Here is a 23,279-nt window from a genome sequence, read left to right as displayed (position 1 = left end):
ACCAGCGATGTTAGATCAAGTGACGATGAATACCATTTAACGCATGCCCCCTGTGGTAAAACCGCCATCAACCTTAATCTCTTGCCCGGTAACATAGCCTGCATCTTCAGAAAGCAGCCAAGCGACCGTTCCGGCTACATCTTCAGCGACCCCATTGCGTAATAGCAGGGAGTGAGCGGCAAGGCTTTTAGCGACCTCTTCAGGCAGGGCTTCAGCCGCCATTGGCGTCAGGATAACCCCCGGACTGATGGCATTGACTCGTACCGAACGTACGCCCACTTCCGCTGCCAAGGTGCGCATCAGCGCCAGCAGTGCAGATTTGGTGGCAGCATAAATACCGGTTCCGGGCATAACGCTGCCGGTAGTCCAGGAAGCGTTAATCAGGATCGCGCCCTCAGGCATAAAGGGCAGACAGTGTTTGATCGTGAGGAACGTTCCGATCAGATTAGTGGAAAATGGCGCAGTAAAGTCCCCTACCTCCGCCTCCGACAGCGGTTTGAAATCACCCAATACTCCGGCATTAGCAAACAGACCATCTATATTGCCAAGCTGCTGATGAGCCTGAGCAAAAGCAGCTTTTACCTGCTGCTCATCAGCAATATCACAACTCAGTGCCAACGCCTTAGTTCCCTGCGTTCGTACCTCCTCAGCCAACTGGTTGAGTGGCTCCAGCCGCCTGCCGATCAACACCAAATTAGCCCCTTCTGCTGCCAGGCGCAGCGCTGCCGCCCGTCCAATACCAGTTCCGGCTCCGGTGATACACACGTTTTTTTGGCTGAATCGTGAAATGCTCATTTCTTGTTCCGTACAATTGTTATTGCCGGAATAATAAAACAAAAGAAGTGAGTAATAATCAGAGCAATACTTTATAGACAGGAAAGCAGGATTTTCCAATAGCGGCGCAGGGCAGCCTTTTAACCTTCAGACCTTCCAGTGGTTCAAACCAAAATCGATTACCGCACGCATTTTTGCCGCCGAGAATTTATCCTGTCGGTAAACCATATTGACTGGTTTACTTATCAGCTTTTCGTTGGTGAATAACCTTACCAGCGCCCCGGAGGTGAAATCCTGACTGAGCAACACCTCCGGCTGCATAACAATCCCTACCCCAGAGAGCGCGGCCTGACGCAGAGCCTCGCCATGATTGATACTAAGATTATCATTCACCTCCACGGAGAAGCCGGTGTTGTCCCGCTGGAAACTCCAGTGCCGAGGAGCCATTTTCAGCCGGAAACCAATACAGTCATGTTCAGAAAGTTCTTCCGGTGACGAGGGGAAACCCCGCTCATTCAGGTACTCAGGCGCGGCGGCTACCGCCATGCGATACATCCCCAACGGACGGGCAACCAGTGATGAGTCCTTGAGCACGCCGATGCGGATGGCGATTTCGATTTCGTCAGCCACTAAATCCATCACCGAATCGGTGAGGAACAGATCGACATCGATCCTGGGATAACGCTTCCTGAACTGACCCAGAGACGGCGCGATCACGTGTGTGCCAAAAGTGATCGGCGCGGTAATGCGCAGCAGACCTGTTGCTTCGGTGTTCATACTGGTAATGACGTGTTGCGTCTCATTAACCATGCCCAGTACCTGAGTACAGTGCTGATAAAACAGTTTTCCCGCTTCAGTCAGCCCTGTCTGCCGGGTGGTCCGGTTCAGGAATTTAACGCCGAATTGCTTTTCAAGGTTGCGAATATACAAGCCAACCATCTGCGGCGTCAGCTCTGAGCACGCCGCCGCAGCAGTCATACTGCCCTGATCGACCACATCAACAAACACTTTCATGCCTTTTAGCAAATCCACGTAACTGCACCCCGGGTGACCAACACCTTCATCCAGTAAATCTCGATTTTTCAGTAATTGTAAAATTTTGTCAACCTGCGGCCACAAAGCAATTCTTAAGATTGGTTACCCGGGATCAGTGCTTTTGATACAGTTTGGTGTCAGGCTGACCATAAACCGAAACCACGCCAAAACAAAGCAGCTCCGTGCGGCTAAATTCAAAAGCCAGAAATCCCCCACAACAGAAGCCGACGACAAACAGGGATCCGTACAACTGCCAGTGGTTTTCGAGTCCGAAATAGTGGCTTATCAGGATTTCCCATGTTTCAAGCAGGTTATCCAGAGCGTGGTTGATCACGCAATCCGCCTGATCATAGGATATTGACCGATGTTACCCACACCAATCAATAATATTGTTTCACCTTTATTTACTTCCTAGTTATGAGGTAATTAACTATTTAATCAGCATTTTTTCGCTTGGTCGCTGAATCAGCTGACCATTTTAACCGGCGAACCTGCTTTAACAATATAAGCAAATACCAGCCCAAGCGCGGTCACTGCCGCCGCGACAATCGGTAACTCTACGACTTTCATACCATAATCCAGCACCCAGGCTCCCAGCCATGCTCCTCCGGCATTTCCCAGATTGAATGCCGCAATATTGAAGGAGGATCCCATCACTACCGCCTCGCTGGTTGCCTGCATCGCCTGTACCTGTAAAGGTGGGATGGAGGAGAACATAACTGCACCGAATACAAAGATCAGGATCACGGTCAGGACCTTAGAACTGGCAAAGAAACCGAGTGCCAGCAGTACGATAATCACCGCAGCAAGGGAGACCATCAGCGCCAGATGCACGCTGTGATCGGTCAGGCGGCCGCCTAATGGGTTGCCGATAACCATACCCACGCCAAAAATAAACAGCAGATAAGAAACCGCTGTTACCGGAAATCCAGAAGCCTCCGTCAGGAACGGCCCGAGATAAGTGAGAGCAGTAAATATACCGCCGAAGCCCAGTACGGTCATCAACAGCGCCTTAATTGCCCGGGGTTGCAGTAAAATGGCAAATTCCCGCGCAATATTTTTTGGTGCCTCGCTTCTTACGTTAGGCACGATGGCTGCTATCGCCACAGCGGCGATAACGCCAATAACAGAGCAGGCGATGAATGAGCTTCTCCAGCCAAAATATTGCCCGACAATGGATCCGATCGGTGCACCGAATACGTTTGCCAGAGTTGCGCCTAAAAACATAGCGGCAACTGCACTGGCCTGTTTATTTTTCGGCACTAGCTGTGTGGCAACCACTGCGCCTAATCCGAAAAAGGATGCCTGAGCAAGAGCGGCTATCACACGAGCAAACATCAGCAATTGATAACTGGTTGCTAGCGCACAAGCGACATTGCCCACAATGTAGAGAACCATTAGCGCGATAAGCGCTTTTTTACGCTTAAATTTAACCATCAGCGGCGTCAGAATTGGCGCGCCGATGACAACGCCCATGGCATAGGCGGTTACCAACATGCCCGATGAGGAAATAGAAATGGACAGATCGTTACTGATATTAAGCAAAAGCCCGACAATAACGAATTCGGTGGTGCAAATGGCAAACGCGCCTATTGCCAGGGCATAAACTGCTAAGGGCATGATTAAATATTCCTGTCATTATAATAAGAACAAAAAGTTATTAATACCAAGTAGTCTAAGTCTCATATCTTCCGACAACTAAATAAATGGAATAATATTTACTTTTTTTGAAAGCAAAATTTTCTAATGAAGAGCTTTAGATTTCTATATTATTCATCAATATATCAATGCCCGCACTGACACGACGGGTGTATATCTCGAAAGTCAATGATAGGAAGTGTCTATTGGGGATATAATATGCCGGAAGTTCATTTTGAAAATCTTTATCTTGGAGGTGTCGTACAGAACATTCAGTCTATTATCAAAGGATCAAAATGGTCATGATTTCACCGGCCCATATGTGGCCTTGCCGAGGCGCAGACGACACCCGTTGTCAAGCCAAAATTGCGCCCATTGAGGCATGAAAAAATGCAAAAATCGTCGACACCACAGAAAATTTCAATTAAGTTGTCCATAGCCTGTTCCTTTTTAGAACGGTTTTTTATTCGTTTAAAATTCTGATCCCGGAATAGTCTTTTAGTTCAATTTATTATCCATAATTCGAGTTAATTAGAAAAGAAATAAGGAATAAATCATGAGTGACATTGATAAAAATGCTCATTATGAATTTGATAATTACATTTTCAAACTAAACACCAGAGACACAGGAAATCATTTAACTATAGAAAAACAGAGCAATAATAGGATCTTATTCTCAGATTCTTTTGATAAAATCGAGGATATTTTATTATTAGGTAAAAAAATTTATATTAAATTAATTGATAAAGAAAAACCCATTGCCATTAAATTTTCTATCTTTTCTAATAAATTTGAAGCATTTAAAGTTTATCAAAAATTAGAGCGGGCGTTTCATGACCATAAATTAAAAACGGAATTTAATGAGTTGTATGGAAAATATAAGGAAGAGGCAGAGAGTGTTTATAACAAATACATTAAGGTGTGTGATAGGTTCAAGAAAAGTATGCGCGAAGCAGGTAGCACCTATGTCAAGCTACAAAATAAAAATAAGGAGTTAACTAACAAAGTGAATATGTTGTTAGACCAAAAACAAGATTCAGATACTAGTAATAAGTTAACTACAAAATGTATAAAAACATCAACCGGTAAGAGTGTTAACGATGTACATCATAACAATAATCCTGAGGAGGATGTTCCAGAGCAAGATCACGAAAATTCAGTTAGAAAATACAGGACTTGACAACCCTATCCTTAAGTTTGATAGCGATAATCATCACAGGCTTCATTCGTGTTTCTGATATTGAGTTTGGCGACAATTATCAGATCATAGATGAAGCCTTTTTCCTATCTAAAATAAACGGTTATTGCTTAAAAATGTAATGAACGCATATCAATCACTTAGCCTTGGCAATTCGGGCTAATATAAATTAGCGGCAGATTCATCTGATAATTTAATTTACCTGTTTGATAAAAAATAAAAGCACGTTAATATATCCTCAAAAAACACTCACTGACAAATATTAATTACCAAATTCAGGCACCTAATATCACTCAAAAATAAATTCTCTGATATATTCCCTGTAGCAATCATATACATTAAAGCGAAAGAGGAATATATTATGCATAATGAAAATTCAATTACGCCTTCTAACGAAGAGATGTTGACTGTATTTGAGCAGTCCAGAAATAGATATGCACAAGAGATTCTGCATTATGAAACGCTTGTGAAAGAAAAGCCAGAATTAGCTCACCTGTTTACAGAGAATAATCAGGTTAGCCCATTAGCTTCTCCTGCCCTGAAACAAACCGAATTTGTCAGTGGGCACTTCAACATTAATACCTATCACCAATATGGCAGTTATCCCTTTATTCAGGTATCATCTTATCCTGCTATAATCGGACATGAACCCAATACAGGGAAAAAGACCCATTTCAATGGCTATATTTATGGCAGTCATAACCTGCCAATAATAAACTTTAATAATATTCACCTTGGTGGAATAGTACAACATGCTCAAAGCATTATAAATACGCCACTCAACTTCCAGCTTTTTATTTACCCAAGAAATATCGCTCTGCGTATTTTTAGAGGCAGTATCTATTTAGGTGATCTGGTTTCCTTGTATCAAAATCATATTTTGATCACATATCCAATTGTTTTTTCTGGAGTTGGAACGTTTAATTTAGCTTAAATTTAAGTTGTATTAATTTATTACTCCAATATAACGTATTGATTTTATAATAAATAGTTTTCTATTTTCAGTATTATGATAAAGGAACATATCGCCAGCCACATTGTTAATGATGTGGCTGGCGGTATTTGAATGCGTCAAATGGACCCGTTTTTATCAAGTCAAATGTACCTATGGGTAGAAAGATGCGATCTTTATTACGCGTATTGTCATTTCGCATAAATTTTAAATTATTAGTATAACAATAAGAAATAGGCTTAATATAAGAATCTTCTGTAAAGATAGTATAATTAGTGATGTCATGCGCATTTCCTTTATTGAGATCAAAGGAATAGACATGTTTAACGGTTTTTATTTTTGACTTTATTAACCTTGATATTTCCTTCAAAAAATCATTCACCTGGGTTTTTTTACCCCTGCAAAACACACTTATCGCCCCGACTATATAGACATCAGAAAAATTAGCATAGGCAGGAATGGATTTTTGATATCCCAATATAATTTTTAACTTTTCTTTTATTTCTGCTATTGTCGTAGCAAATGTTAAATGTATTCCGGCATATATGGCAGGATAGCATGTGTTCGTTCGAAAAATAACAGCCACACAGCACAGTATATTAGGAAACTGTAAATATTTTCTTGAGGCACCTACATTGTCCTCAGGTAATTCTACTTTATCATCATCTATATATTTCATTGTCTTATGCTTAATATTAATATCATTAATGGATATAAGTAACGATTCCTTACTAACATAATTTTTTAATAAAATACTATAGATTTAAAAAAAACAAAATACGCATTTAAACAAAATTAGATTGAAAATAAATAGTTCATTAGAAACAATAGGGTAAATACCACCGCGCCCAAAATGGCGCGGCTCAGATTTATAATGCCAATACCGTAACCCACATTGGGCCTTTACCCACGGGATAACGTGCCAGTTGGGTGAGTTTCCCTGAATATTTATCAATATGCGATACTGAAATGTGATCCGATTTTTGTCCCGATGCAATCAGGAAGTTACCGCTGTGATCAATGGCGAAACCACGAGGCTGGGATTCTGTTGGGTAATGTCCGGCTAATGTCAGATGATAACCCTCTTCTGACACAAGAAAATGGCTGATCACGCTCTCTGAACGTTCACTGGTATAAAGATGGCGACCATCCGGTGTCATGTGAATATCGGCCGACCAACAAACGCTGGAAAAACCCGTTGGCAGTGAGTCAATCGATTGTACAGTGCGATATTTTTCCCATTTGCGCAGAACATCAACCGTTGAATCCAACTCATTAATACAATAAATCGCCTGTTTTTCTGGATGGAATGCCATATGACGCGGGCCTGCACCTGCTGCCGTGGTAATTTCATCAGCCCTGCTTTCTGTCAAATAACCACATTCGTCCAGATTGAAAATACGGATGTGATCCTCTTTCAGACATGGAACCAGTAATTGGCGGTTTTCCCGATCAATATTGGCAGAATGTGGAGCTTGCAAGCCTTCCACAATTTGGGTTGGTGCTTTGACGATCCCATTTTCATCAATAGGATGAACGCTTAAGTTATTGAAGCTGTAAGAAGCCGAAAATAAAAAACGTCCTGCTCTGTCGGTTGATATATGAGTAGGGCTACCCGGCAATGGAGTAATCGCTTGCTGCTCAAGACATCCATCTTCCCCGATGCGATAAGTCACGATGTTGAATTGAGGACGAATTCCCACATATAAATGTTTACCAGTAGGATTAACCACCATTGGCTGTACTTCACCGGGTGCATTCACTGTCTGAAGAAGCGAAAGTTCACCGGTGACATTCAGCGACCAGACGTGAATTTGCCGGCTATTTGGGCTGGCTGTATAAACCACCTGTTTCATTTTTTCTCCTTAATCCTTCATTACCATTTCATTGATCTGTAACGACCCTTGAAAATATTGCTCTGCTAAACTGCCCACATAAATAACAGTTCACTATTTTTAACTACGGTATAATAGTTGCTTACATCATCGACAACCAAGAGGCCAACTCATGTCATATCGCGTTATCGCGCTGGATCTGGATGGAACACTGCTCGATCCACAAAAACGTATTTTGCCGGAATCACTGGCCGCCCTGAATGAAGCCCGTCAATCTGGTATCAAAATTTTGATTGTGACTGGTCGCCATCATGTCGCCATCCACCCTTTCTATCAAGCGCTACAACTCGATACTCCCGCCATTTGCTGCAATGGGACTTATTCATATGACTATCCCGCAAAGAGGATATTGGCTTCTGACCCTCTTTCCATTCAAGAAGCCATGCAAACTCTTTCTTATCTGCAAGGCACGGAAATTGAACATTTGATGTATGTGGATAATGCCATTTTATATGAATTTCAACATACGGTAGCACGAACTCTTGCATGGTCAGACTCTTTACCTGAGCATCAACGTCCCAATATCCGACAGGTCAGCCATTTTCAGGATGCCCTCCAAGAGGTGAGTGCCATCTGGAAATTTGCCACCAGTTCATCAAATTTAGGGAAACTCCGTGAAATCAGCGAACAAATTGCAGAAAACGTTGGGCTTGAGTGTGAATGGTCATGGTTTGATCAAGTGGATATAACCAAAAAAGGTAACAACAAAGGGATGCGTTTGCAGCAATGGGTGGAATCTCAGGGCATGAGTATGAAAGAAGTGATTGCTTTCGGTGACAATTATAACGACCTTAGCATGTTGGAAACGGCCGGACTTGGCGTTGCCATGGGAAATGGCGTCGATGCCGTCAAAGAGCGGGCAGATATTGTCACACGGGATAATACCCACCCCGGTATCGCTGAGGTCATTCGCAAATACGTCCTGTAGTGACCTTTGTCATCATGGGGAGCAAATCAGTCGTGAACGGTTTTCAACTGCGCTCCCTACATGTTTTATTCCCCGGTCTGCCTTATAAGTGACGATTCAACGAAACACTCTTTATCTGCGCATACAGCCATTGCCCGACACGAAGGTTAAGTTCTTCCTTCGCCCAGAGGGTAATTTTCGCCCACAAATCATGTTCATTCAGCGCCAGTTTGACATCGACCTGACCACCGTCTTCAAAAATTTCAATGACTTTTACCTGCAAGGTATTACGAATACTACTGGCTTTGGGGGGTTCCAAAACTAAGGAAATATCTGATGCATCAATGCGGATACGCAAGTCAGTCCCCGGCGCTGCGTCAATTTTCGGCAACCACAGGGCTTTATCCGCCGCCGCCACTGCGGTCATTTGATAACGCTGATGATGTTCCATCACAGACACTTTCAGTATGCTGCTAAGGTTCTCTTTTTGCAGCCATGGGCGCAGTGCACTATTCGACCAGACTTCCTCTAAGGTCCCCGTCGCCCTGATTTTTCCCTTATCCATGACGATGACGTTATCTGCCAAACGCAAAATTTCATCCAGACTGTGGCTGACATAGAGGATCGGGATTTTGACATCTTCGGACAGTTTTTCGAGATAAGGCAATAATTCGCGCTTACGTGGTAAGTCCAGTGATGCCAAGGGTTCATCCATCAACAAAATTTCAGGGGCAGTAAGTAATGCACGGCCAATCGCGACTCGCTGTTTTTCTCCGCCAGACAGTGTGATGGGAAAACGTGACAGTAAATGTTCAATGCCCAACAGGGCAATGATAGTGTCAAACTGCGCTCTCATCTCTGGCGCCATAGCGTATTGTAAATTGCCTTTCACCCGATAGTGGGGAAAAAGACGGGCATCCTGAAAAACATAACCAACCCGACGCTTTTCCGCTGGCAGGCAGATATTGTGTTCCGTATCCACTAAGGTACGACCATTTAAGACAATCCGGCCTGTTTGCGGCTGGGTCAATCCCGCAATGACATTAATCAGTGAGGTTTTTCCTGCTCCCGAAAGGCCAAATATGGCGGTAATGCTTTCGGTCGGCAAAGCGGTCTCAACCTGCATGTGCAGCTCACCCAAACGCTGCTCAAAATCCAGTTCTAACATGCTGCCCCCAAACGTTTTCTCCCCCAACGTGTTAACCATTCGGAAAACATCAAGGAAATCAGAGCTAATACAATGGCAATCACACACAAGCGGGCTGCGGCTGTTTCAGCGCCGGGCATTTCTATCAATGTGTACATGGCAAGGGGAATGGTTCGGGTTTCCCCGGGTATATTCGAAACAAAAGTGATAGTAGCGCCAAATTCTCCCAACGCGCGGGCAAACGCCAGTACCGCCCCCACAATGATACCGGGTAATGACAGCGGCAAAGTAAGGGTGAAAAAAACTTTAAACGGACTCGCCCCCAATGTTCGCGCGGCCTGTTCCAGACGCTGATCGATACTCTCCAGTGACAACCGGATGGCTCTGACCATCAGCGGAAAAGCCACCACGGCCGAGGCCAATGCCGCGCCTGCCCAATTAAATGCGAAACTGACACCAAACCAGTCATAAAGAAATTCACCCATCACTCCGCGACGCCCCATGCTGATGAGCAACAGATATCCCACCACCACCGGCGGTAATACCAGTGGCAGATGGATAATGCTGTCAAGCAGGGATTTGCCAAAAAACTGACAACGCGCCAGCATCCATGCCATTAAGATCCCGAATGGCAAACTGAATAGGACGGCGATCCCTGAGATTTTTAAGCTCAGTAAAATAGCCTGCCATTCATATTCACTTAATATCTCCAAAAGATTCAGTTCCTACAGTGGATTAAAGCCATAACGTTTAAAAATTGCCGTGGCTTCAGGGGTTTTAAGATAGTCATAAAAATCACGCACCGCCTGTTTTTCATGGCCTTTAATTATCGCAACCGGGTATTCCACCGGTTTATGGCTTTCTGGTGGAAAAACGCCCACGACTTTCACTTTGTTGCTGGCAATGGCATCCGATCCATAGACAATCCCCAGCGGTACTTCTGCCCGCTCCACCAGCGCCATACCACTGCGCACGTTGTGGGTACGGGCCATGTGTGGGTTCACCGCATCCCATGCTTTCAGATATTGCAGTGATTGTCTGGCATAAATGCCAACAGGCACATGGTCGGGATCGCCAACAGCCAAACGGCCTCCTGCCAACAAGGTTGTCCATTTTGTATCTTGATTGATATCGATTTTTTCCAGCTTACTCTCTTTAGGGGCAATCAGGACAAGTTGATTACCCAACAAGGTATGACGGGTATTCTCAGTAATGGATTGTTTATCAGAGAGGTAGTTCATCCATTGTTGATCGGCAGAAATAAAGATATCGGCCGGCGCTCCTTGTTCTATCTGACGTGCCAGTGTTGAAGATGAGGCGTAGGAAGCAACAACATCCCCTTGTTTTTCTTTATTATATTGAGCGGCAATATCGTCAAGTGCATTGGTCAATGAAGCGGCAGCAAATACCGTCACCTTATCGGCTGCCCAGACGTTTCCGGCAAGCGCAAAAGAAACGACGGCACCTGTCAGTAACTGATAAACTTTCTTTTTCATTTTATATTCGCCTAAGAGAATCAATGTAGTGCGTCGTATATAACAAGATATAACGTTAAATTAAAATGCCATTCTGATATTAATCGGCAAATTGTGAGCCAGTTTTAGCTTTTATATTAATTCAATGCAAAGGTTGCGGAGCCACGTTCCCGGGATGAGGGGTCATGTAATGCGGCAGGCGTAGAAATAGTAGAAATAGTGGAAAAAACAAACCCGGTTTGAGATAACCGGGTCATAGAAACGCTGGCAATCAAATGAGATCGAAATTACCGTTCAATACCTTGACCTTGCGTTTCATTTTTGGAAATGACGTTAAACAATTCCCCAAGCCCATAAATCAACCCCAAAATCATTGCCATCACAACAGGTACCATGACCAGCGCCAGCACCATACTGCCAATCAATTCAAACATACAAACCTCATCTCATCAATGACCACCATTCAGTCATTCTAGACAATAAAAAAGTAACCGTAACCGGCGAAACGTGCGATTCTTACCATACGTTATAAAAACCCGTTATTCTATAAAAAACAGTTACCCTATATACCCAAAATAATTCGAGTGGCATCGCGGCGGCAAGGGAGCGAACCCAACAAAGAGGCAACTTGAAACAGGAGCAGAATACAGTGAAATTATTCTGACACTTGATGGCGGTGAATCTCTTTGCGTGACGTTATCAAATCAGGAAATGGAACGCCTGAAACTCCGACCCGGTGATTCTGTCACCGCGCTTTTCAATGCCGATAAAGTGATTATTGCAACTTTGTGCTGAATATTAATTCTTAACTAATAACAGACAACTGTACATTGACATTAGCCATTATTACGCTTATTTCTGGTGATCCTTTAGTTGATGTTGCTTAAAAAGGAAGAAGAATGTCTGAATTGCAAATAACGCAAGGTAGTTTCCGTTTAAGTGACACCCGTACCCTACGGATACCGTCACTAAAAATTATTTCTGGAAAAAGTTGGGCTTTTGTCGGGGCAAATGGCAGTGGAAAATCTTCGTTGGCCAAGGCGCTGTCGGATGAATTAATTCAACTGGCCGGTGAGCGTTATGGCTCATTTCATACCCCCATACGCCTCTCTTTCGAACAATTGCAAAAACTCATCGACGAAGAGTGGCAGCGCAACAATACTGATTTACTCAGTGAAGGCGAGGAAGATACCGGGCGCACTGCCGCAGATATTATTCAGTTTCATCATAAAGATAGCGAGTTGTGCCTTGAATTGAGCGAGTATTTTGGGATTAAGGATCTGCTCTCGCGACGGTTCAAATACCTGTCAACTGGGGAAGTCCGCAAGGTTCTGTTGTGTCAGGCTTTAATGTCTGCTCCCGACCTACTGATCCTTGATGAGCCTTTTGACGGACTGGATGCTTATGCACGAAGCCAACTTTCCCAATTACTGGGATCACTGGCAGCAAAAGGCATTACTTTAGTTTTGATATTAACCCGATTCCATGAAATTCCTGATTTTGTCGAACATATCGGTGTATTGGCAGATTGCCACCTGATTCTGGCCGGAGAAAAACCAAAGATTCTGGCAGGATCTCTCGTGGCACAATTGGCACACAGTGAAGTGCTGAAAAATATTCATCTGCCTGAAACAGATGAATACTCTGCGGATAAGCAACTTCCAGCCGATCAACCTTTAGTTTCAATGCACAATGTCATCGTTCAGTATAATGATAAACCCATTTTGCACGGTCTTGACTGGCAAGTGAATGCGGGTGAACACTGGCAGATTATCGGGGAAAATGGGGCAGGTAAATCAACGTTGCTCAGTTTGATCACCGGTGACCACCCCCAGGGTTACAGTAATGAATTAATATTATTTGGCCGGCAACGAGGAAGCGGTGAAACTATTTGGGACATTAAGCGCCACATTGGCTATGTCAGTAACAGTGTCCATCTCGAATATCGGGTTAACATCAGCGTTAGAAATGTCATTCTTTCTGGTTTTTTTGACTCGATAGGACTGTATCAGGCCGTTTCAGATCGGCAACAGCAGTTAGCTGATGAATGGCTGGATTTACTGGGATTATCTGGAGAAACAGCAATTAGCCCGTTTCACGGCCTGTCCTGGGGGCAACAACGGCTCATTTTGATTGCCCGTGCTTTAGTCAAACACCCTGCCTTACTGATCCTGGATGAACCCTTGCAGGGGCTTGATCCCCTCAACCGTCAATTAGTACTTCGCTTCATTGATATCATGATCTCCAATGGGAATACGCAACTTTTGTTTGTCTCTCATCATCAGGAGGATGCGCCGGAATGTATTACTCATCGCCTGAGATTTGTGCCTGATGGTGATGCTTACCGATATGAAACTGACCGCGTTCTCCAAGAATGCCCGTAATCCCTTTCTTTTCTTAACCGGCTCCCTCTCTAACAGACAGGGAGCCTGCGTTATCCCTTCAAACCATGATTTTGTAAAATCAAACACGATTTTTTTGATATTTTTATTATTATTTTTGAAATTTTTAACGATTACTATAAAATCACCGCCTATTTTTAGACTATTTCGTTGTTTTTTTCAAAGATAATAGGGAATTATATGGCTTGGTCATTACTTGCCGTTTCGTTGGCACTTTTGGATAGTCGCCGGAAAATTGCTTTTCTTATCGCACTCTTCGCGATCATCGCGGGGATCAGCACTAACGTACTGACCTACCCCGCCATAATCACACTCATCGTGATTACCACCTTGGGCGCAACCCTTGTTTATTGTAGAAAACATGATGACAAAAAACATGATTGCAAAAAACAGGTTGTTCTCAGAAATCTCATAGAGGTGTTATTACTCATCTCCGGTATTTTGCTGTTTATACATTACCTTCCCGGTTTTCATAATCTCAAATATCTGGACAAAGTACAGGTAGGCCCACTCAGTGCGCCTTTTTCAATGTATTTCAACTTTGACAAGGCGCTGCTGCCATTCATTTTATTATGTTGTATGCCCACTTTGTTTACCCGAAAACCGTTGGTTAATGCTCCTCCACATGGGTGGGCGTTATTAATCGCAGCAATTCCGGCATTATTGTGGCTTGCAACTGTATTAGGCGGATTAGCCGTTGAACTCCATCTGCCCAGTTGGTTTCCGGCTTTTGTCGCCGCCAATATTTTCTTTGTCTCTCTCGCTGAAGAAGCCCTGTTTCGTGGCTATATTCAGCAAAAGTTGAGTCAGTGGATGAACCCTTACTTAGCCTTGGTCATCACTTCCCTGCTTTTTGGTGCAGCTCATTTTGCCGGGGGAGGCTTGCTGATGATTTTTGCTACATTGGCCGGGCTGATTTATGGCCTGACGTGGATGTGGAGCGGCCGTTTATGGGTCGCGGTGGCTTTCCATTTTTCACTCAATCTGATGCATCTGCTGTTTCTCACCTATCCAATAAAAGCTGTGGTCATGCACTAAGCTGACTCTGATCTGAACTGTCGCCTCCCATGACCGGGAAACAGTTCAGATCATAAACTATCTTCGATCTTCCCAATCAAATAACGCTCTGTCGTGACTGTCACCAAATATGATTTAAAACAGGCATGACGAGACTATTGTTTGCCGTTTCGGTCTATCGCGCCATATAATGCCCGCAGCGATCATTTCATTTCGTATTAAAAAGTACTGATAGGAGTTTAAGCTATGGCTGTAACTAAACTGGTTCTTGTAAGGCACGGAGAGAGCGAGTGGAACAAAGAGAACCGTTTTACTGGCTGGACTGACGTTGAACTGTCTGACAAAGGCCGCTCTGAAGCACAACAAGCGGGTCAATTGTTGAAACAAGAAGGTTTCTCTTTTGATTTCGCCTATACTTCTGTTCTGAAACGTGCCATTCACACTTTGTGGAACATTCTGGACCAAGTCGATCAGCAATGGCTGCCAGTTGAAAAAAGCTGGAAACTGAATGAACGTCACTATGGTGCATTGCAAGGTTTGGACAAAGCAGAAACGGCTGCCAAGTATGGTGATGATCAAGTTAAATTGTGGCGCCGTGGCTTCGCTATCACTCCTCCTGATTTGACCCAGGATGACGAACGTTACCCAGGTCATGATCCTCGTTATGCCAATCTGAACCCGGAAGAGCTTCCGGTTACAGAAAGCCTGGCAACCACCATTGAGCGTGTTGTTCCGTATTGGGAAGAAGTCATTAAACCTCGCGTAGAAAACGGTGAGAAAGTCATCATCGCAGCTCACGGTAACTCCCTGCGTGCACTGGTGAAGTATTTGGATAATATGGGCGAAGAAGAAATTCTTGAGCTGAATATTCCAACGGCTGTGCCATTAGTTTATGAGTTTGATGAGAATATGAAGCCTATCAAACACTATTATCTGGGCAATGCTGATGAAATCGCGGCAAAAGCGGCGGCGGTAGCAAACCAAGGCAAGGCCAAGTAATCTGTAGAGATTCAAGCAAAAAAAGCCGGAGTAACTTCCGGCTTTTTTGGGGGTTTTAGTGATAAATCAGCCTCTACGGCTCTGGATAGCCTGGGCCAACTGGCGAAGTAACGTTTCCGTATCTTCCCAGCCAATACACGCATCTGTCACACTCTGACCATAAACCAACGGTTCGCCGCTATCCAAACTTTGGTTCCCTTCGACCAGATGGCTTTCAACCATGACGCCAATAATGGCATTTTCGCCACCCGCGATTTGACCACAAACATCAGCCCCCACATCCATTTGTCTCTTGAACTGCTTGGCACTATTGGCATGACTGAAATCGATCATCACACGGGGAGCCAATCCTGATTTCTCCAAGCCTTCCTTAACCGCATTGACATGTTTGGCACTATAATTGGGTTCTTTACCGCCGCGCAGGATAATATGACAATCGTGATTGCCTGTTGTATTAACAATCGCTGAATGCCCCCATTTCGTAACAGATAAGAAACAGTGTGATGAGCTGGCCGAATTAATGGCATCAATGGCGACTTTAATGGTACCATCCGTGCCATTTTTGAAACCCACCGGACAAGAAAGCCCGGATGCCAATTCACGATGGACCTGAGATTCTGTTGTACGAGCCCCTATTGCCCCCCAGCTCATGAGATCTGCCAAATATTGAGGTGATATCATGTCAAGGAATTCACCCGCCGCAGGCAGCCCCATATCATTGATATCGAGCAGCAGTTTACGGGCAGTACGCAACCCATCATTAATATCAAAACTACAATTCATATTCGGATCATTAATCAATCCTTTCCAGCCTATGGTCGTGCGGGGTTTTTCAAAGTAAACCCGCATAATGACTTCCAAATCGGCTTTCAACTCTTCACGCAATTTACTTAAACGTTCTGCGTATTCTAAAGCCGCTTGTGGATCATGAATTGAACATGGGCCAATCACTACCAATAGACGATCATCTTTGCCAAATAAAATATTATGAATAGATTCACGTGCCTTACGAACAGTAATAGCACTATCTTCTGTCGCCGGAAATTTTTCGAGTAATGCAACCGGTGGTAATAATTCCGTTATTTTTCTTATTCTTATATCGTCATTCTGGTAGTTCATTGTCCTTTCACCTAATGTGTTTACAGTTATTTGAAATAATTTTGTGATCTCAATCTAACTGTTAGGCGTTGTGCTGTAAATAATCTTTGTGAGTAAAAAAGGCGGCTTTTTTTATAGAGAATACCATGTAACGTAAAAATGGTGCTGACTCAGAGGATTGGACTAACAAGGAGGGAATAAATTGAGGCAAAACACTAAATAACAGCCCATAGACAGATTGATTAGCTATGGGCTGTTATTGGTTTTGTTTTATATTTTATTCTGGCTGCTGTCCATTATGTTTAGCTGCCTTAATCCACAGACGAGCGCCATTCAGTGCAATACCTGTCAAGATAATATATTGCAACGACATCGCCAAAACGCCTTGATGATAATAAATCGCTACACTAATGACATTGATAATCACCCATATCAACCAGTTTTCGACATGCTTGCGAGTCATCAATATCATGGCCACGATCGATAATATGGTCATTACCGAATCCCAGAATGGGAAAGCGTCAGGCGGTAAATCAGGCATGATAATAGTACTTCCCATTCCCTGTAGGGCAAGCACCACCACTTTTGCCATATAACCAAATATTTGATCGATATTAAACGTCATGACCAATATGGCAAAGATGGAAATCGCAGCAACAATAGCCATCTGCTTGGGGCTGAGCCAACGAATTTTCAGTTCTGCTTGTTTTTGCTCATTCACTCGGCTCCATGCATACCAACCATAGATATTGGCCGCGAAGAAAAAGATTTGCAGAATAAGGCTGGCGTAGAGTTGAATTTGAAAGAAGATTACCGCGAAGAGTGAGACATTAATTAATCCAAATAGGTAATTAATGATTTTTTCCTGACTGGCGAGCCAGATACATAACAAACCCGCGATCGTACCGATAGCCTCGATATATGAAGGCTGATAACCAACTATCTCTAATGGAATTTTATTATTGATGCTGAAAAAGCTGCTGAGAAAATCCATGCTTTCTTATCCTTACCCTAAGTAATGTTTAGTATATCAATACAAAAAACGTAAAATTACGCGATAAATAGGCCACCTTGCCCTTTTGTGTTTTTCATACTAAACAAGATAGCGAACCTATCAGTAAAATTCAATACACATTTAATATTCAATCAAAACTACCCCTACTACACTTTTATAACAACTTATTGATGATATTGGTATTAATGTGTGTGATACGATTTAACTATCCACTACTACGAAATCTATAGGGCACATGATTGTGTAAATAATGATGCAGAATGAAACTATTATCACTCCCATATATGTTTATCGCTTGGATACACGAGATGAACAAAAAATTTTTGCTCATGGATTTACTAGCTACTCACCCTTCGGGCCGATGCTCACGCATCGTTGTCTCGCTTCGCTCGGCTCGAACCTGCGACCCATTGATTAAAAGCCAACGGCTCTACTGACTGAGCTAACGCCCCATCTAAGGAGTACTTGATTTGAGGATTTAGATGGTGGGTCGTGCAGGATGATTCGGCCTCCGGCATCACCCTTCGGGCCGATGCTCACGCATCGTTGTCTCGCTTCGCTCGGCTCGAACCTGCGACCCATTGATTAAAAGCCAACGGCTCTACCGACTGAGCTAACGACCTATCTAAGGAGTACTTGATTTGAGGATTTAGATGGTGGGTCGTGCAGGATGATTCGGCCTCCGGCCTCACCCTTCGGGCCGATGCTCACGCATCGTTGTCTCGCTTCGCTCGGCTCGAACCTGCGTCCCATTGATTAAAAGCCAACGGCTCTACCGACTGAGCTAACGACCTATCTAAGGAGTACTTGATTTGAGGATTTAGATGGTGGGTCGTGCAGGATGATTCGGCCTCCGGCCTCACCCTTCGGGCCGATGCTCACGCATCGTTGTCTCGCTTCGCTCGGCTCGAACCTGCGACCCATTGATTAAAAGTCAACGGCTCTACCGACTGAGCTAACGACCTATCTAAGGAGTACTTGATTGAGGAGTTAGATGGTGGGTCGTGCAGGATTCGAACCTGCGACCAATTGATTAAAAGTCAACTGCTCTACCGACTGAGCTAACGACCCATCTAAGGAGTGCTTGATTTGAGGATTTAAATGGTGGGTCGTGCAGGATTCGAACCTGCGACCAATTGATTAAAAGTCAACTGCTCTACCGACTGAGCTAACGACCCATCTAAATCTGCTTGGCAAGTTATCCCTGCCAACGGCGGCATATATTACTGATTTCTCAGCGTGGCGCAACGTTTATTTTATAAAACTTGTTTAAATGCCTACTAATCAGACAATTATCCCCAAAAAGACCGATAAATGACCTTTCGGGGATAATAATTACTTCCCAGAAAGTTTTTTCTCGGCCATTTTTGCCGCATTAGTACCAGGGTATTGTTTAACAACCTGCTGATAAACCGCTTTCGCTTTATCTTTCTGGCCTTTTTCCTGCATGATCAAACCCACTTTATACAGGGAATCACTGCTTTTCTGTGATTTGGGGTAATCTTTTACCACAGTCGCAAAATAGTACGCTGCGTCGTCTTTCTTACCTTTGTTGTAATTCAACTGCCCTAACCAATAATTGGCATTCGATAAGTATTTAGACTTAGGATAGGTTTTGACGAAATTTTGGAATGCTGCAATCGCCTTATCATATTCTTTGGTGTTAATCGCCAAAGAGACGGAAGCATCATAATCCCCCTTCTCACTTCCCGTCGCTTGCACAGCAGGCTGTTTACCGTCGGTTTGTGTCGAAGGCGTAGCATTATTACTTTCTGAATTTGAACCTTCCGCACCTGACGGATTGATGATTTTATCTAATTGCAGATAAAGATCTTTCTGGCGTTCAATAATCTGATTTAACTGATACTGATTTTCCTGAATTTGACCACGGAGTGTATCGATATCACGTTGAGAATCAGAAAGCTGTTGCTGGAGCTGGGTTAACAATTGGCTGTGAGCGTCAGAAATACGCTCTAATTGGGAGAGGCGCTCATCGGTGGAGCCTGAGCCGACATTACTGATTGGCGCTCGGGCGGTAGCGGCCCAAGGAGCCGCTACGCCAACCAATAACGACAGACCCAACACATAACGTCTGAAGTTACTGTTCATGCATTACTCTTAGTATACGATTACAGCGCGACGGTTTTTCGCGTATGCTGCTTCGTCATGGCCAAGTACAGCTGGTTTTTCTTTACCGTAAGAAACGATAGCGAGTTGATCAGCAGGAACACCTTTGCCTTGCAGATACATTTTCACTGCGTTCGCACGGCGCTCACCCAGAGCGATATTATACTCTGGAGTACCACGCTCATCTGCATGACCTTCGATGGTAGCTTTAACAGATGGGTTAGTACGCAGGAATGCAGCGTGTGCATCCAGAATCTGAGCAAATTCGCTGCTGATATCATACTTATCGAAACCGAAGTATACGATATTGTTGTTTTGCAGCTCTTGCATCTGCTGACGTGCTAATTCTTCAGCAGACAGACCTGCTGCTTTAGAAGAATTATCAACAGTGCCTACACCAGACTGATCATTGTTGCCATTTTTGTTAGTGCTGCATGCTGCTACGGCCATGATCGGTAAAGCTAACATCAGCCCTTTTAGCACTTTGTTCAGTTGCATCTCTTTGATCCTTTTATAGTTTGCCATACATATTATTATGCATCACAGATACGGCGACCAGGCAGGAGATTTTACCTGTCCATCGGTTGCCGGAAGACGCGCTTTGAAACGCCCATCAGTCGAAACTAGCTGCAATACAGTTCCCCACCCTTGAGTGGAGCTATAAATCACCATAGTGCCATTAGGTGCGATACTCGGCGTTTCATCCAGAAACGTATCCGTCAAAATTTGGACAGATCCCGTTGCCAGATCCTGCTTGGCGATATGCTGACTGCCACTTGCCGAGCTAACCATCACGATAAAACTACCGTCAGAGCTAACATCTGCATCTTGGTTCTGTGATCCTTCCCAAGTTAAGCGTTGTGGAGCACCGCCATTAATATCGATTTTGTATAACTGCGGACGACCGCCCTGGTCAGAGGTATAGACCAGTGTCTGGCTATCCGGCATCCAGCTTGGCTCAGTATTATTACTGCGGCCATCGGTAACCTGACGGATTTGACCGGAAGCTAAATCCATCAGATAAAGATTCAAACTGCCTGTTTTAGATAACGCAAAGGCCAGTTTAGTCCCATCCGGGGAAAATGCAGGCGCTCCGTTATGACGCGGGAACGAGGCGACCTGACGTACAGCACCGGTTGTCAGCGTTTGAATAACCAGTGCAGAACGACCGCTTTCAAATGTCACATAGGCAAGTTTGGAAGCATCTGGCGACCAAGCGGGTGACATCAACGGTTCTGGTGAGCGATGTACGGTAAATTGGTTATAGCCATCATAATCCGCAACACGCAGCTCATACGGATATTTACCCGCACTGGTATTTTTGACGACATACGCTAAACGGGTACGAAACGCCCCCTTAATACCGGTCAGTTTTTCAAATACCTGATCACTGACGGTGTGTGCTGCATAGCGCAACCATTTTTTTTCAACCGGGAATTGTTCCTGTGCCAACACCGTTCCTGGTGCACCGGCAACGTCAACAAGCTGGTACGAAACAAGGAATTTACCATTCGCACCTGGCTGAATATGCCCAACAACCACTGAATCTATACCAAGAGCAGTCCATGCGGCAGGTGTTACCTCTGATGCCGTTGTTGGCTGTTGCGGCATACGAGAGGGATCGATTGGATTAAATTTTCCACTATTCCTCAAATCTGCAGCTACAATTGAACCAATAGCTTCCGGAGCATCACCTGCCCCTGTCCATTTAAATGGGACAATCCCAATAGGACGAGCAGAATCAACACCCTGTGTAATTTCAATGCGAACTTCGGCATGGGCAACGGCTGCCCACATCATTAAAAAGCCCAGTACGACTTTAAACATCGGTTTAAAAGCATGCTTCATCATCTCTCCCTTATCGCGATCTTTTGTCTGTCCGCAATAATCGCCGGATTCTAACAAACGCTAACAAACAAAACTAGATACCTAAATAAAATCTAATAATTTTGTTTGTATATATAAATTATTCGAAGCCTCATCTGGCAAATAACGTTTCTCTACCAAATATTTACCTTACTTCGGCTTAAAGTCTAGTGTGAAACTCTTGAAATGCTCATAAATCTCTTTGCTTGGCGGACGTGGCATTTTCGTCTGACTAGCCGCCGCAAGCGCCGCCCTGCATAACGCGGGATCACCTGATCCTGTTGCGATATCAATCAGCAATCCGTCTGATGCCAGTTTTATCTTTAATTCACAGGTACGACCGATATACAAGTCTGGGTCACGAAAATTCTGCTGGATTGCAGACTGAATCTGCCCCTTGTAATTATTGATATCCGCATCTGAAGGGCCGCTTTTCTTACCACCACCTTTTCCAGCGGCAGTCGCCCCACCCTGTTTAGGCGAGTTGGACGTCAAGCCACCTAACAGATCATCAACCGCCTGAGCCTGTTTTGCTTCTTCTGCCTTGGCTTTTGATTTTGCCTTAGCTTTGGCTTCCGCCGCAGCCTTAGCCTTAGCTTCCTCTTCCGCTTTTACTTTGGCTTCGGCGGCTGCCTTAGCCTTAGTTTCTGCTTCCGCTTTAGCTTTTGCCTCCGCTTCCGCTTTGCGTTTTACTGCTTCTTCGGCTTCTTTCTTCGCCTGGGCTTCCGCTTTCTGCCGAGCCTCAGCTTGTTCTTTTAGAATCCTTTCTTTTTCTGCCTGTGCTTTTGCAGCCGCTTCTTCCGCCTGTTTCTGCTCTTCACGCGCTTTGGCAGCCGCGGCATCAGCTTGCATCTGCTCTTCACGCGCTTTCGTGGCAGATTCATCAGCCTGTTTTTTCAGAGCCTCAGCCGCCTGTTGTGCTTTAATTCGCTCTTCTTCAGCAACCTTCAAGCGTTCCTGTTCCTCAGCTTGTTTTGCCCGCAATTCAGCGGCTTGCTGTTCAGCTTTCTTCTTCCGCTGCTGTTCAGCTAACCTTGCATTGGCCTGCTGCTGTTGCTGCTGGTTATATTGCTGGGCAACCGCACTCGGATCGACCATCACCGCATCAATGACAGAACCGTCTTGTCCGCCGCCGCCCATTTCTGTTTTTTGCACTAAAGAACCCCAAATCAGAAACCCGATCAGGAGAACGTGCAATATTACCGAAATAATAATGGCGCGATTCAGCTTATTGTTTTGTTCGCTTGTCTTTCCCACACTCGACATCCAGAAACTTTAAGTGATAGCCGCCATCAGGCCCCAATAGGCTGGGTCATTAAACCCACCGATTTTACACCCGCCTGATGAAGCATATTCAGCGCCTTGATGATTTCATCATAAGGGACATCCTTAGAACCACCAATCAAGAAAACCGTTTTCGGATTGGCTTTCATCAAGGTTTGGGCTTCAGCAACGATTTGCTGTTCAGGTAATAATTCCAAACGTTCCTGGTTCACGACCATGCTGTACTGCCCTACCCCAGAAACTTCTACAATGACCGGTGGATTATCAGAGCTAGAAACTGTTTTTGAATCCACCGCCTCGGGTAAATCGACTTCTACACTTTGCGTGATAATCGGTGCTGTTGCCATGAAGATCAGCAACAATACCAGCAACACGTCCAGCAAGGGGACGATATTGATCTCGGATTTTAGCTCACGTTTGCGACTACGAGTGCGCGCCATTCGCTGAGTT

The 23,279-nt window shown here is 44.4% G+C and carries 23 protein-coding genes, 3 tRNA genes, 3 other RNA genes and 2 pseudogenes; 7 read left to right on the top strand and 24 right to left on the bottom strand.

Annotation, left to right across the window (positions count from 1 at the left end):
* Positions 1–36: 36 nt before the first annotated feature.
* The 5 genes and pseudogenes from Xbed_RS01445 to Xbed_RS19305 all read right to left on the bottom strand — a co-directional run.
* Positions 37–795 (bottom strand): SDR family NAD(P)-dependent oxidoreductase, encoded by a 759-nt coding sequence (locus Xbed_RS01445; protein ID WP_086111171.1) that lies wholly within the window; start codon positions 793–795, stop codon positions 37–39.
* Positions 796–921: 126 nt separating this feature from the next.
* The gene (locus Xbed_RS01440) at positions 922–1,893 is read right to left on the bottom strand and encodes a LysR substrate-binding domain-containing protein (protein WP_086111170.1); all 972 of its coding nucleotides are present in this window, start codon (positions 1,891–1,893) and stop codon (positions 922–924) included.
* 28 nt (positions 1,894–1,921) lie between these two features.
* Positions 1,922–2,143, bottom strand: coding sequence for a dienelactone hydrolase family protein (locus tag Xbed_RS01435; protein ID WP_086111169.1), 222 nt, complete (start codon positions 2,141–2,143; stop codon positions 1,922–1,924).
* A 131-nt stretch (positions 2,144–2,274) separates the two neighbouring features.
* The gene (locus Xbed_RS01430) at positions 2,275–3,429 is read right to left on the bottom strand and encodes an MFS transporter (protein WP_086111168.1); all 1,155 of its coding nucleotides are present in this window, start codon (positions 3,427–3,429) and stop codon (positions 2,275–2,277) included.
* 304 nt (positions 3,430–3,733) lie between these two features.
* A pseudogene (locus tag Xbed_RS19305) lies at positions 3,734–3,884 on the bottom strand (IS982 family transposase); the annotation flags it as partial.
* 119 nt (positions 3,885–4,003) lie between these two features.
* Here Xbed_RS19305 and Xbed_RS01425 point away from each other — a divergent pair.
* Both Xbed_RS01425 and Xbed_RS01420 read left to right on the top strand, forming a co-directional pair.
* Positions 4,004–4,627, top strand: coding sequence for a hypothetical protein (locus tag Xbed_RS01425; protein WP_086111167.1), 624 nt, complete (start codon positions 4,004–4,006; stop codon positions 4,625–4,627).
* Positions 4,628–5,006: 379 nt separating this feature from the next.
* Complete coding sequence (locus Xbed_RS01420) at positions 5,007–5,579, top strand: hypothetical protein (protein ID WP_086111166.1); 573 nt, start codon at positions 5,007–5,009, stop codon at positions 5,577–5,579.
* Between the two features lie 106 nt (positions 5,580–5,685).
* Here Xbed_RS01420 and Xbed_RS01415 read toward each other — a convergent pair whose 3' ends face one another.
* Positions 5,686–6,276, bottom strand: coding sequence for a hypothetical protein (locus Xbed_RS01415; RefSeq protein WP_086111165.1), 591 nt, complete (start codon positions 6,274–6,276; stop codon positions 5,686–5,688).
* Positions 6,277–6,466: 190 nt separating this feature from the next.
* Positions 6,467–7,453, bottom strand: a complete 987-nt coding sequence (gene pgl / locus Xbed_RS01410) for a 6-phosphogluconolactonase (RefSeq protein ID WP_086111164.1) — start codon at positions 7,451–7,453, stop codon at positions 6,467–6,469.
* Positions 7,454–7,604: 151 nt separating this feature from the next.
* Between pgl and Xbed_RS01405 the strand changes: the two genes are divergently transcribed.
* Positions 7,605–8,420, top strand: coding sequence for a pyridoxal phosphatase (locus Xbed_RS01405; protein ID WP_086111163.1), 816 nt, complete (start codon positions 7,605–7,607; stop codon positions 8,418–8,420).
* An 82-nt stretch (positions 8,421–8,502) separates the two neighbouring features.
* On the opposite strand, the gene modC is transcribed toward Xbed_RS01405, so the two are convergent.
* The 4 genes from modC to Xbed_RS01385 all read right to left on the bottom strand — a co-directional run bounded on the left by modC (position 8,503) and on the right by Xbed_RS01385 (position 11,455).
* Positions 8,503–9,567 (bottom strand): molybdenum ABC transporter ATP-binding protein ModC, encoded by a 1,065-nt coding sequence (modC, locus tag Xbed_RS01400; RefSeq protein WP_167371853.1) that lies wholly within the window; start codon positions 9,565–9,567, stop codon positions 8,503–8,505.
* The gene (gene modB / locus Xbed_RS01395) at positions 9,561–10,253 is read right to left on the bottom strand and encodes a molybdate ABC transporter permease subunit (RefSeq protein ID WP_086111341.1); all 693 of its coding nucleotides are present in this window, start codon (positions 10,251–10,253) and stop codon (positions 9,561–9,563) included. The genes modC and modB overlap by 7 nt, the downstream gene beginning before the upstream one ends.
* 18 nt (positions 10,254–10,271) lie before the next feature.
* Positions 10,272–11,042 (bottom strand): molybdate ABC transporter substrate-binding protein, encoded by a 771-nt coding sequence (gene modA / locus Xbed_RS01390; protein ID WP_086111161.1) that lies wholly within the window; start codon positions 11,040–11,042, stop codon positions 10,272–10,274.
* Between the two features lie 266 nt (positions 11,043–11,308).
* Positions 11,309–11,455: an AcrZ family multidrug efflux pump-associated protein gene (locus tag Xbed_RS01385; RefSeq protein ID WP_086111160.1), complete on the bottom strand. Its 147-nt coding sequence runs from the start codon at positions 11,453–11,455 to the stop codon at positions 11,309–11,311.
* 193 nt (positions 11,456–11,648) lie between these two features.
* Between Xbed_RS01385 and Xbed_RS01380 the strand changes: the two are divergent.
* The 4 genes and pseudogenes from Xbed_RS01380 to gpmA all read left to right on the top strand — a co-directional run.
* Positions 11,649–11,816 (top strand): annotated as a pseudogene (locus Xbed_RS01380) (TOBE domain-containing protein); the annotation flags it as partial.
* 104 nt (positions 11,817–11,920) lie between these two features.
* Positions 11,921–13,405, top strand: coding sequence for a molybdate ABC transporter ATP-binding protein ModF (modF, locus tag Xbed_RS01375; protein WP_086111159.1), 1,485 nt, complete (start codon positions 11,921–11,923; stop codon positions 13,403–13,405).
* 198 nt (positions 13,406–13,603) lie between these two features.
* A complete protein-coding gene (locus Xbed_RS01370) occupies positions 13,604–14,461 on the top strand; it encodes a CPBP family intramembrane glutamic endopeptidase (protein ID WP_086111158.1) in 858 nt (285 codons plus the stop codon).
* A gap of 225 nt (positions 14,462–14,686) precedes the next feature.
* Positions 14,687–15,439, top strand: coding sequence for a 2,3-diphosphoglycerate-dependent phosphoglycerate mutase (gene gpmA / locus Xbed_RS01365; protein ID WP_086111157.1), 753 nt, complete (start codon positions 14,687–14,689; stop codon positions 15,437–15,439).
* Between the two features lie 66 nt (positions 15,440–15,505).
* Here gpmA and aroG read toward each other — a convergent pair whose 3' ends face one another.
* The 13 genes from aroG to tolR all read right to left on the bottom strand — a co-directional run bounded on the left by aroG (position 15,506) and on the right by tolR (position 23,269).
* On the bottom strand, positions 15,506–16,558 hold the full coding sequence (aroG, locus tag Xbed_RS01360) for a 3-deoxy-7-phosphoheptulonate synthase AroG (RefSeq protein ID WP_086111156.1): 1,053 nt from the start codon (positions 16,556–16,558) through the stop codon (positions 15,506–15,508).
* 256 nt (positions 16,559–16,814) lie between these two features.
* The gene (pnuC, locus tag Xbed_RS01355) at positions 16,815–17,531 is read right to left on the bottom strand and encodes a nicotinamide riboside transporter PnuC (protein ID WP_086111155.1); all 717 of its coding nucleotides are present in this window, start codon (positions 17,529–17,531) and stop codon (positions 16,815–16,817) included.
* Between the two features lie 407 nt (positions 17,532–17,938).
* Positions 17,939–17,997, bottom strand: a tRNA-Lys gene (locus Xbed_RS01350).
* 38 nt (positions 17,998–18,035) lie between these two features.
* Positions 18,036–18,165, bottom strand: a non-coding RNA gene (locus tag Xbed_RS19670) — RtT sRNA.
* Positions 18,166–18,206: 41 nt separating this feature from the next.
* A non-coding RNA gene (locus tag Xbed_RS19665) (RtT sRNA) lies at positions 18,207–18,336 on the bottom strand.
* A 41-nt stretch (positions 18,337–18,377) separates the two neighbouring features.
* A non-coding RNA gene (locus Xbed_RS19660) (RtT sRNA) lies at positions 18,378–18,510 on the bottom strand.
* A 37-nt stretch (positions 18,511–18,547) separates the two neighbouring features.
* Positions 18,548–18,623: transfer RNA gene (locus Xbed_RS01330), tRNA-Lys, on the bottom strand.
* Positions 18,624–18,654: 31 nt separating this feature from the next.
* Positions 18,655–18,730: transfer RNA gene (locus tag Xbed_RS01325), tRNA-Lys, on the bottom strand.
* A 157-nt stretch (positions 18,731–18,887) separates the two neighbouring features.
* Positions 18,888–19,661: a cell division protein CpoB gene (cpoB, locus tag Xbed_RS01320; RefSeq protein WP_086111154.1), complete on the bottom strand. Its 774-nt coding sequence runs from the start codon at positions 19,659–19,661 to the stop codon at positions 18,888–18,890.
* A gap of 9 nt (positions 19,662–19,670) precedes the next feature.
* Complete coding sequence (gene pal / locus Xbed_RS01315; protein ID WP_086111153.1) at positions 19,671–20,177, bottom strand: peptidoglycan-associated lipoprotein Pal; 507 nt, start codon at positions 20,175–20,177, stop codon at positions 19,671–19,673.
* 42 nt (positions 20,178–20,219) lie between these two features.
* Entirely contained in the window at positions 20,220–21,506 is a 1,287-nt protein-coding gene (tolB, locus tag Xbed_RS01310) for a Tol-Pal system beta propeller repeat protein TolB (RefSeq protein ID WP_086111340.1), read from the bottom strand.
* A gap of 189 nt (positions 21,507–21,695) precedes the next feature.
* Positions 21,696–22,802, bottom strand: a complete 1,107-nt coding sequence (gene tolA, locus Xbed_RS01305; RefSeq protein WP_167371852.1) for a cell envelope integrity protein TolA — start codon at positions 22,800–22,802, stop codon at positions 21,696–21,698.
* A 35-nt stretch (positions 22,803–22,837) separates the two neighbouring features.
* Positions 22,838–23,269 carry a colicin uptake protein TolR gene (tolR, locus tag Xbed_RS01300; protein ID WP_086111151.1) on the bottom strand — a complete coding sequence of 144 codons (432 nt, stop codon included), beginning with the start codon at positions 23,267–23,269 and terminating at the stop codon, positions 22,838–22,840.
* Positions 23,270–23,279 lie beyond the last annotated feature (10 nt).

This window comes from Xenorhabdus beddingii (genome assembly GCF_002127545.1).
Classification (GTDB): Bacteria; Pseudomonadota; Gammaproteobacteria; order Enterobacterales; family Enterobacteriaceae; genus Xenorhabdus; species Xenorhabdus beddingii.
The sequence above is the reverse complement of the archived record's forward strand: the minus strand, read 5'-3'. Positions and strand labels throughout refer to the sequence as shown.

Excerpts from the sequence above, each read along its gene's own strand:
- Xbed_RS01445 (WP_086111171.1), bottom strand. The coding sequence starts at position 795 with ATGAGCATTTCACGATTCAGCCAAAAAAACGTGTGTATCACCGGAGCC.
- Xbed_RS01430 (WP_086111168.1), bottom strand. The coding sequence starts at position 3,429 with ATGCCCTTAGCAGTTTATGCCCTGGCAATAGGCGCGTTTGCCATTTGC.
- Xbed_RS01425 (WP_086111167.1), top strand. The coding sequence starts at position 4,004 with ATGAGTGACATTGATAAAAATGCTCATTATGAATTTGATAATTACATT.
- Xbed_RS01420 (WP_086111166.1), top strand. The coding sequence starts at position 5,007 with ATGCATAATGAAAATTCAATTACGCCTTCTAACGAAGAGATGTTGACT.
- Xbed_RS01415 (WP_086111165.1), bottom strand. The coding sequence starts at position 6,276 with ATGAAATATATAGATGATGATAAAGTAGAATTACCTGAGGACAATGTA.
- pgl (WP_086111164.1), bottom strand. The coding sequence starts at position 7,453 with ATGAAACAGGTGGTTTATACAGCCAGCCCAAATAGCCGGCAAATTCAC.
- Xbed_RS01405 (WP_086111163.1), top strand. The coding sequence starts at position 7,605 with ATGTCATATCGCGTTATCGCGCTGGATCTGGATGGAACACTGCTCGAT.
- modC (WP_167371853.1), bottom strand. The coding sequence starts at position 9,567 with ATGTTAGAACTGGATTTTGAGCAGCGTTTGGGTGAGCTGCACATGCAG.
- modA (WP_086111161.1), bottom strand. The coding sequence starts at position 11,042 with ATGAAAAAGAAAGTTTATCAGTTACTGACAGGTGCCGTCGTTTCTTTT.
- Xbed_RS01385 (WP_086111160.1), bottom strand. The coding sequence starts at position 11,455 with ATGTTTGAATTGATTGGCAGTATGGTGCTGGCGCTGGTCATGGTACCT.
- modF (WP_086111159.1), top strand. The coding sequence starts at position 11,921 with ATGTCTGAATTGCAAATAACGCAAGGTAGTTTCCGTTTAAGTGACACC.
- Xbed_RS01370 (WP_086111158.1), top strand. The coding sequence starts at position 13,604 with ATGGCTTGGTCATTACTTGCCGTTTCGTTGGCACTTTTGGATAGTCGC.
- gpmA (WP_086111157.1), top strand. The coding sequence starts at position 14,687 with ATGGCTGTAACTAAACTGGTTCTTGTAAGGCACGGAGAGAGCGAGTGG.
- aroG (WP_086111156.1), bottom strand. The coding sequence starts at position 16,558 with ATGAACTACCAGAATGACGATATAAGAATAAGAAAAATAACGGAATTA.
- pnuC (WP_086111155.1), bottom strand. The coding sequence starts at position 17,531 with ATGGATTTTCTCAGCAGCTTTTTCAGCATCAATAATAAAATTCCATTA.
- cpoB (WP_086111154.1), bottom strand. The coding sequence starts at position 19,661 with ATGAACAGTAACTTCAGACGTTATGTGTTGGGTCTGTCGTTATTGGTT.
- pal (WP_086111153.1), bottom strand. The coding sequence starts at position 20,177 with ATGCAACTGAACAAAGTGCTAAAAGGGCTGATGTTAGCTTTACCGATC.
- tolB (WP_086111340.1), bottom strand. The coding sequence starts at position 21,506 with ATGTTTAAAGTCGTACTGGGCTTTTTAATGATGTGGGCAGCCGTTGCC.
- tolR (WP_086111151.1), bottom strand. The coding sequence starts at position 23,269 with ATGGCGCGCACTCGTAGTCGCAAACGTGAGCTAAAATCCGAGATCAAT.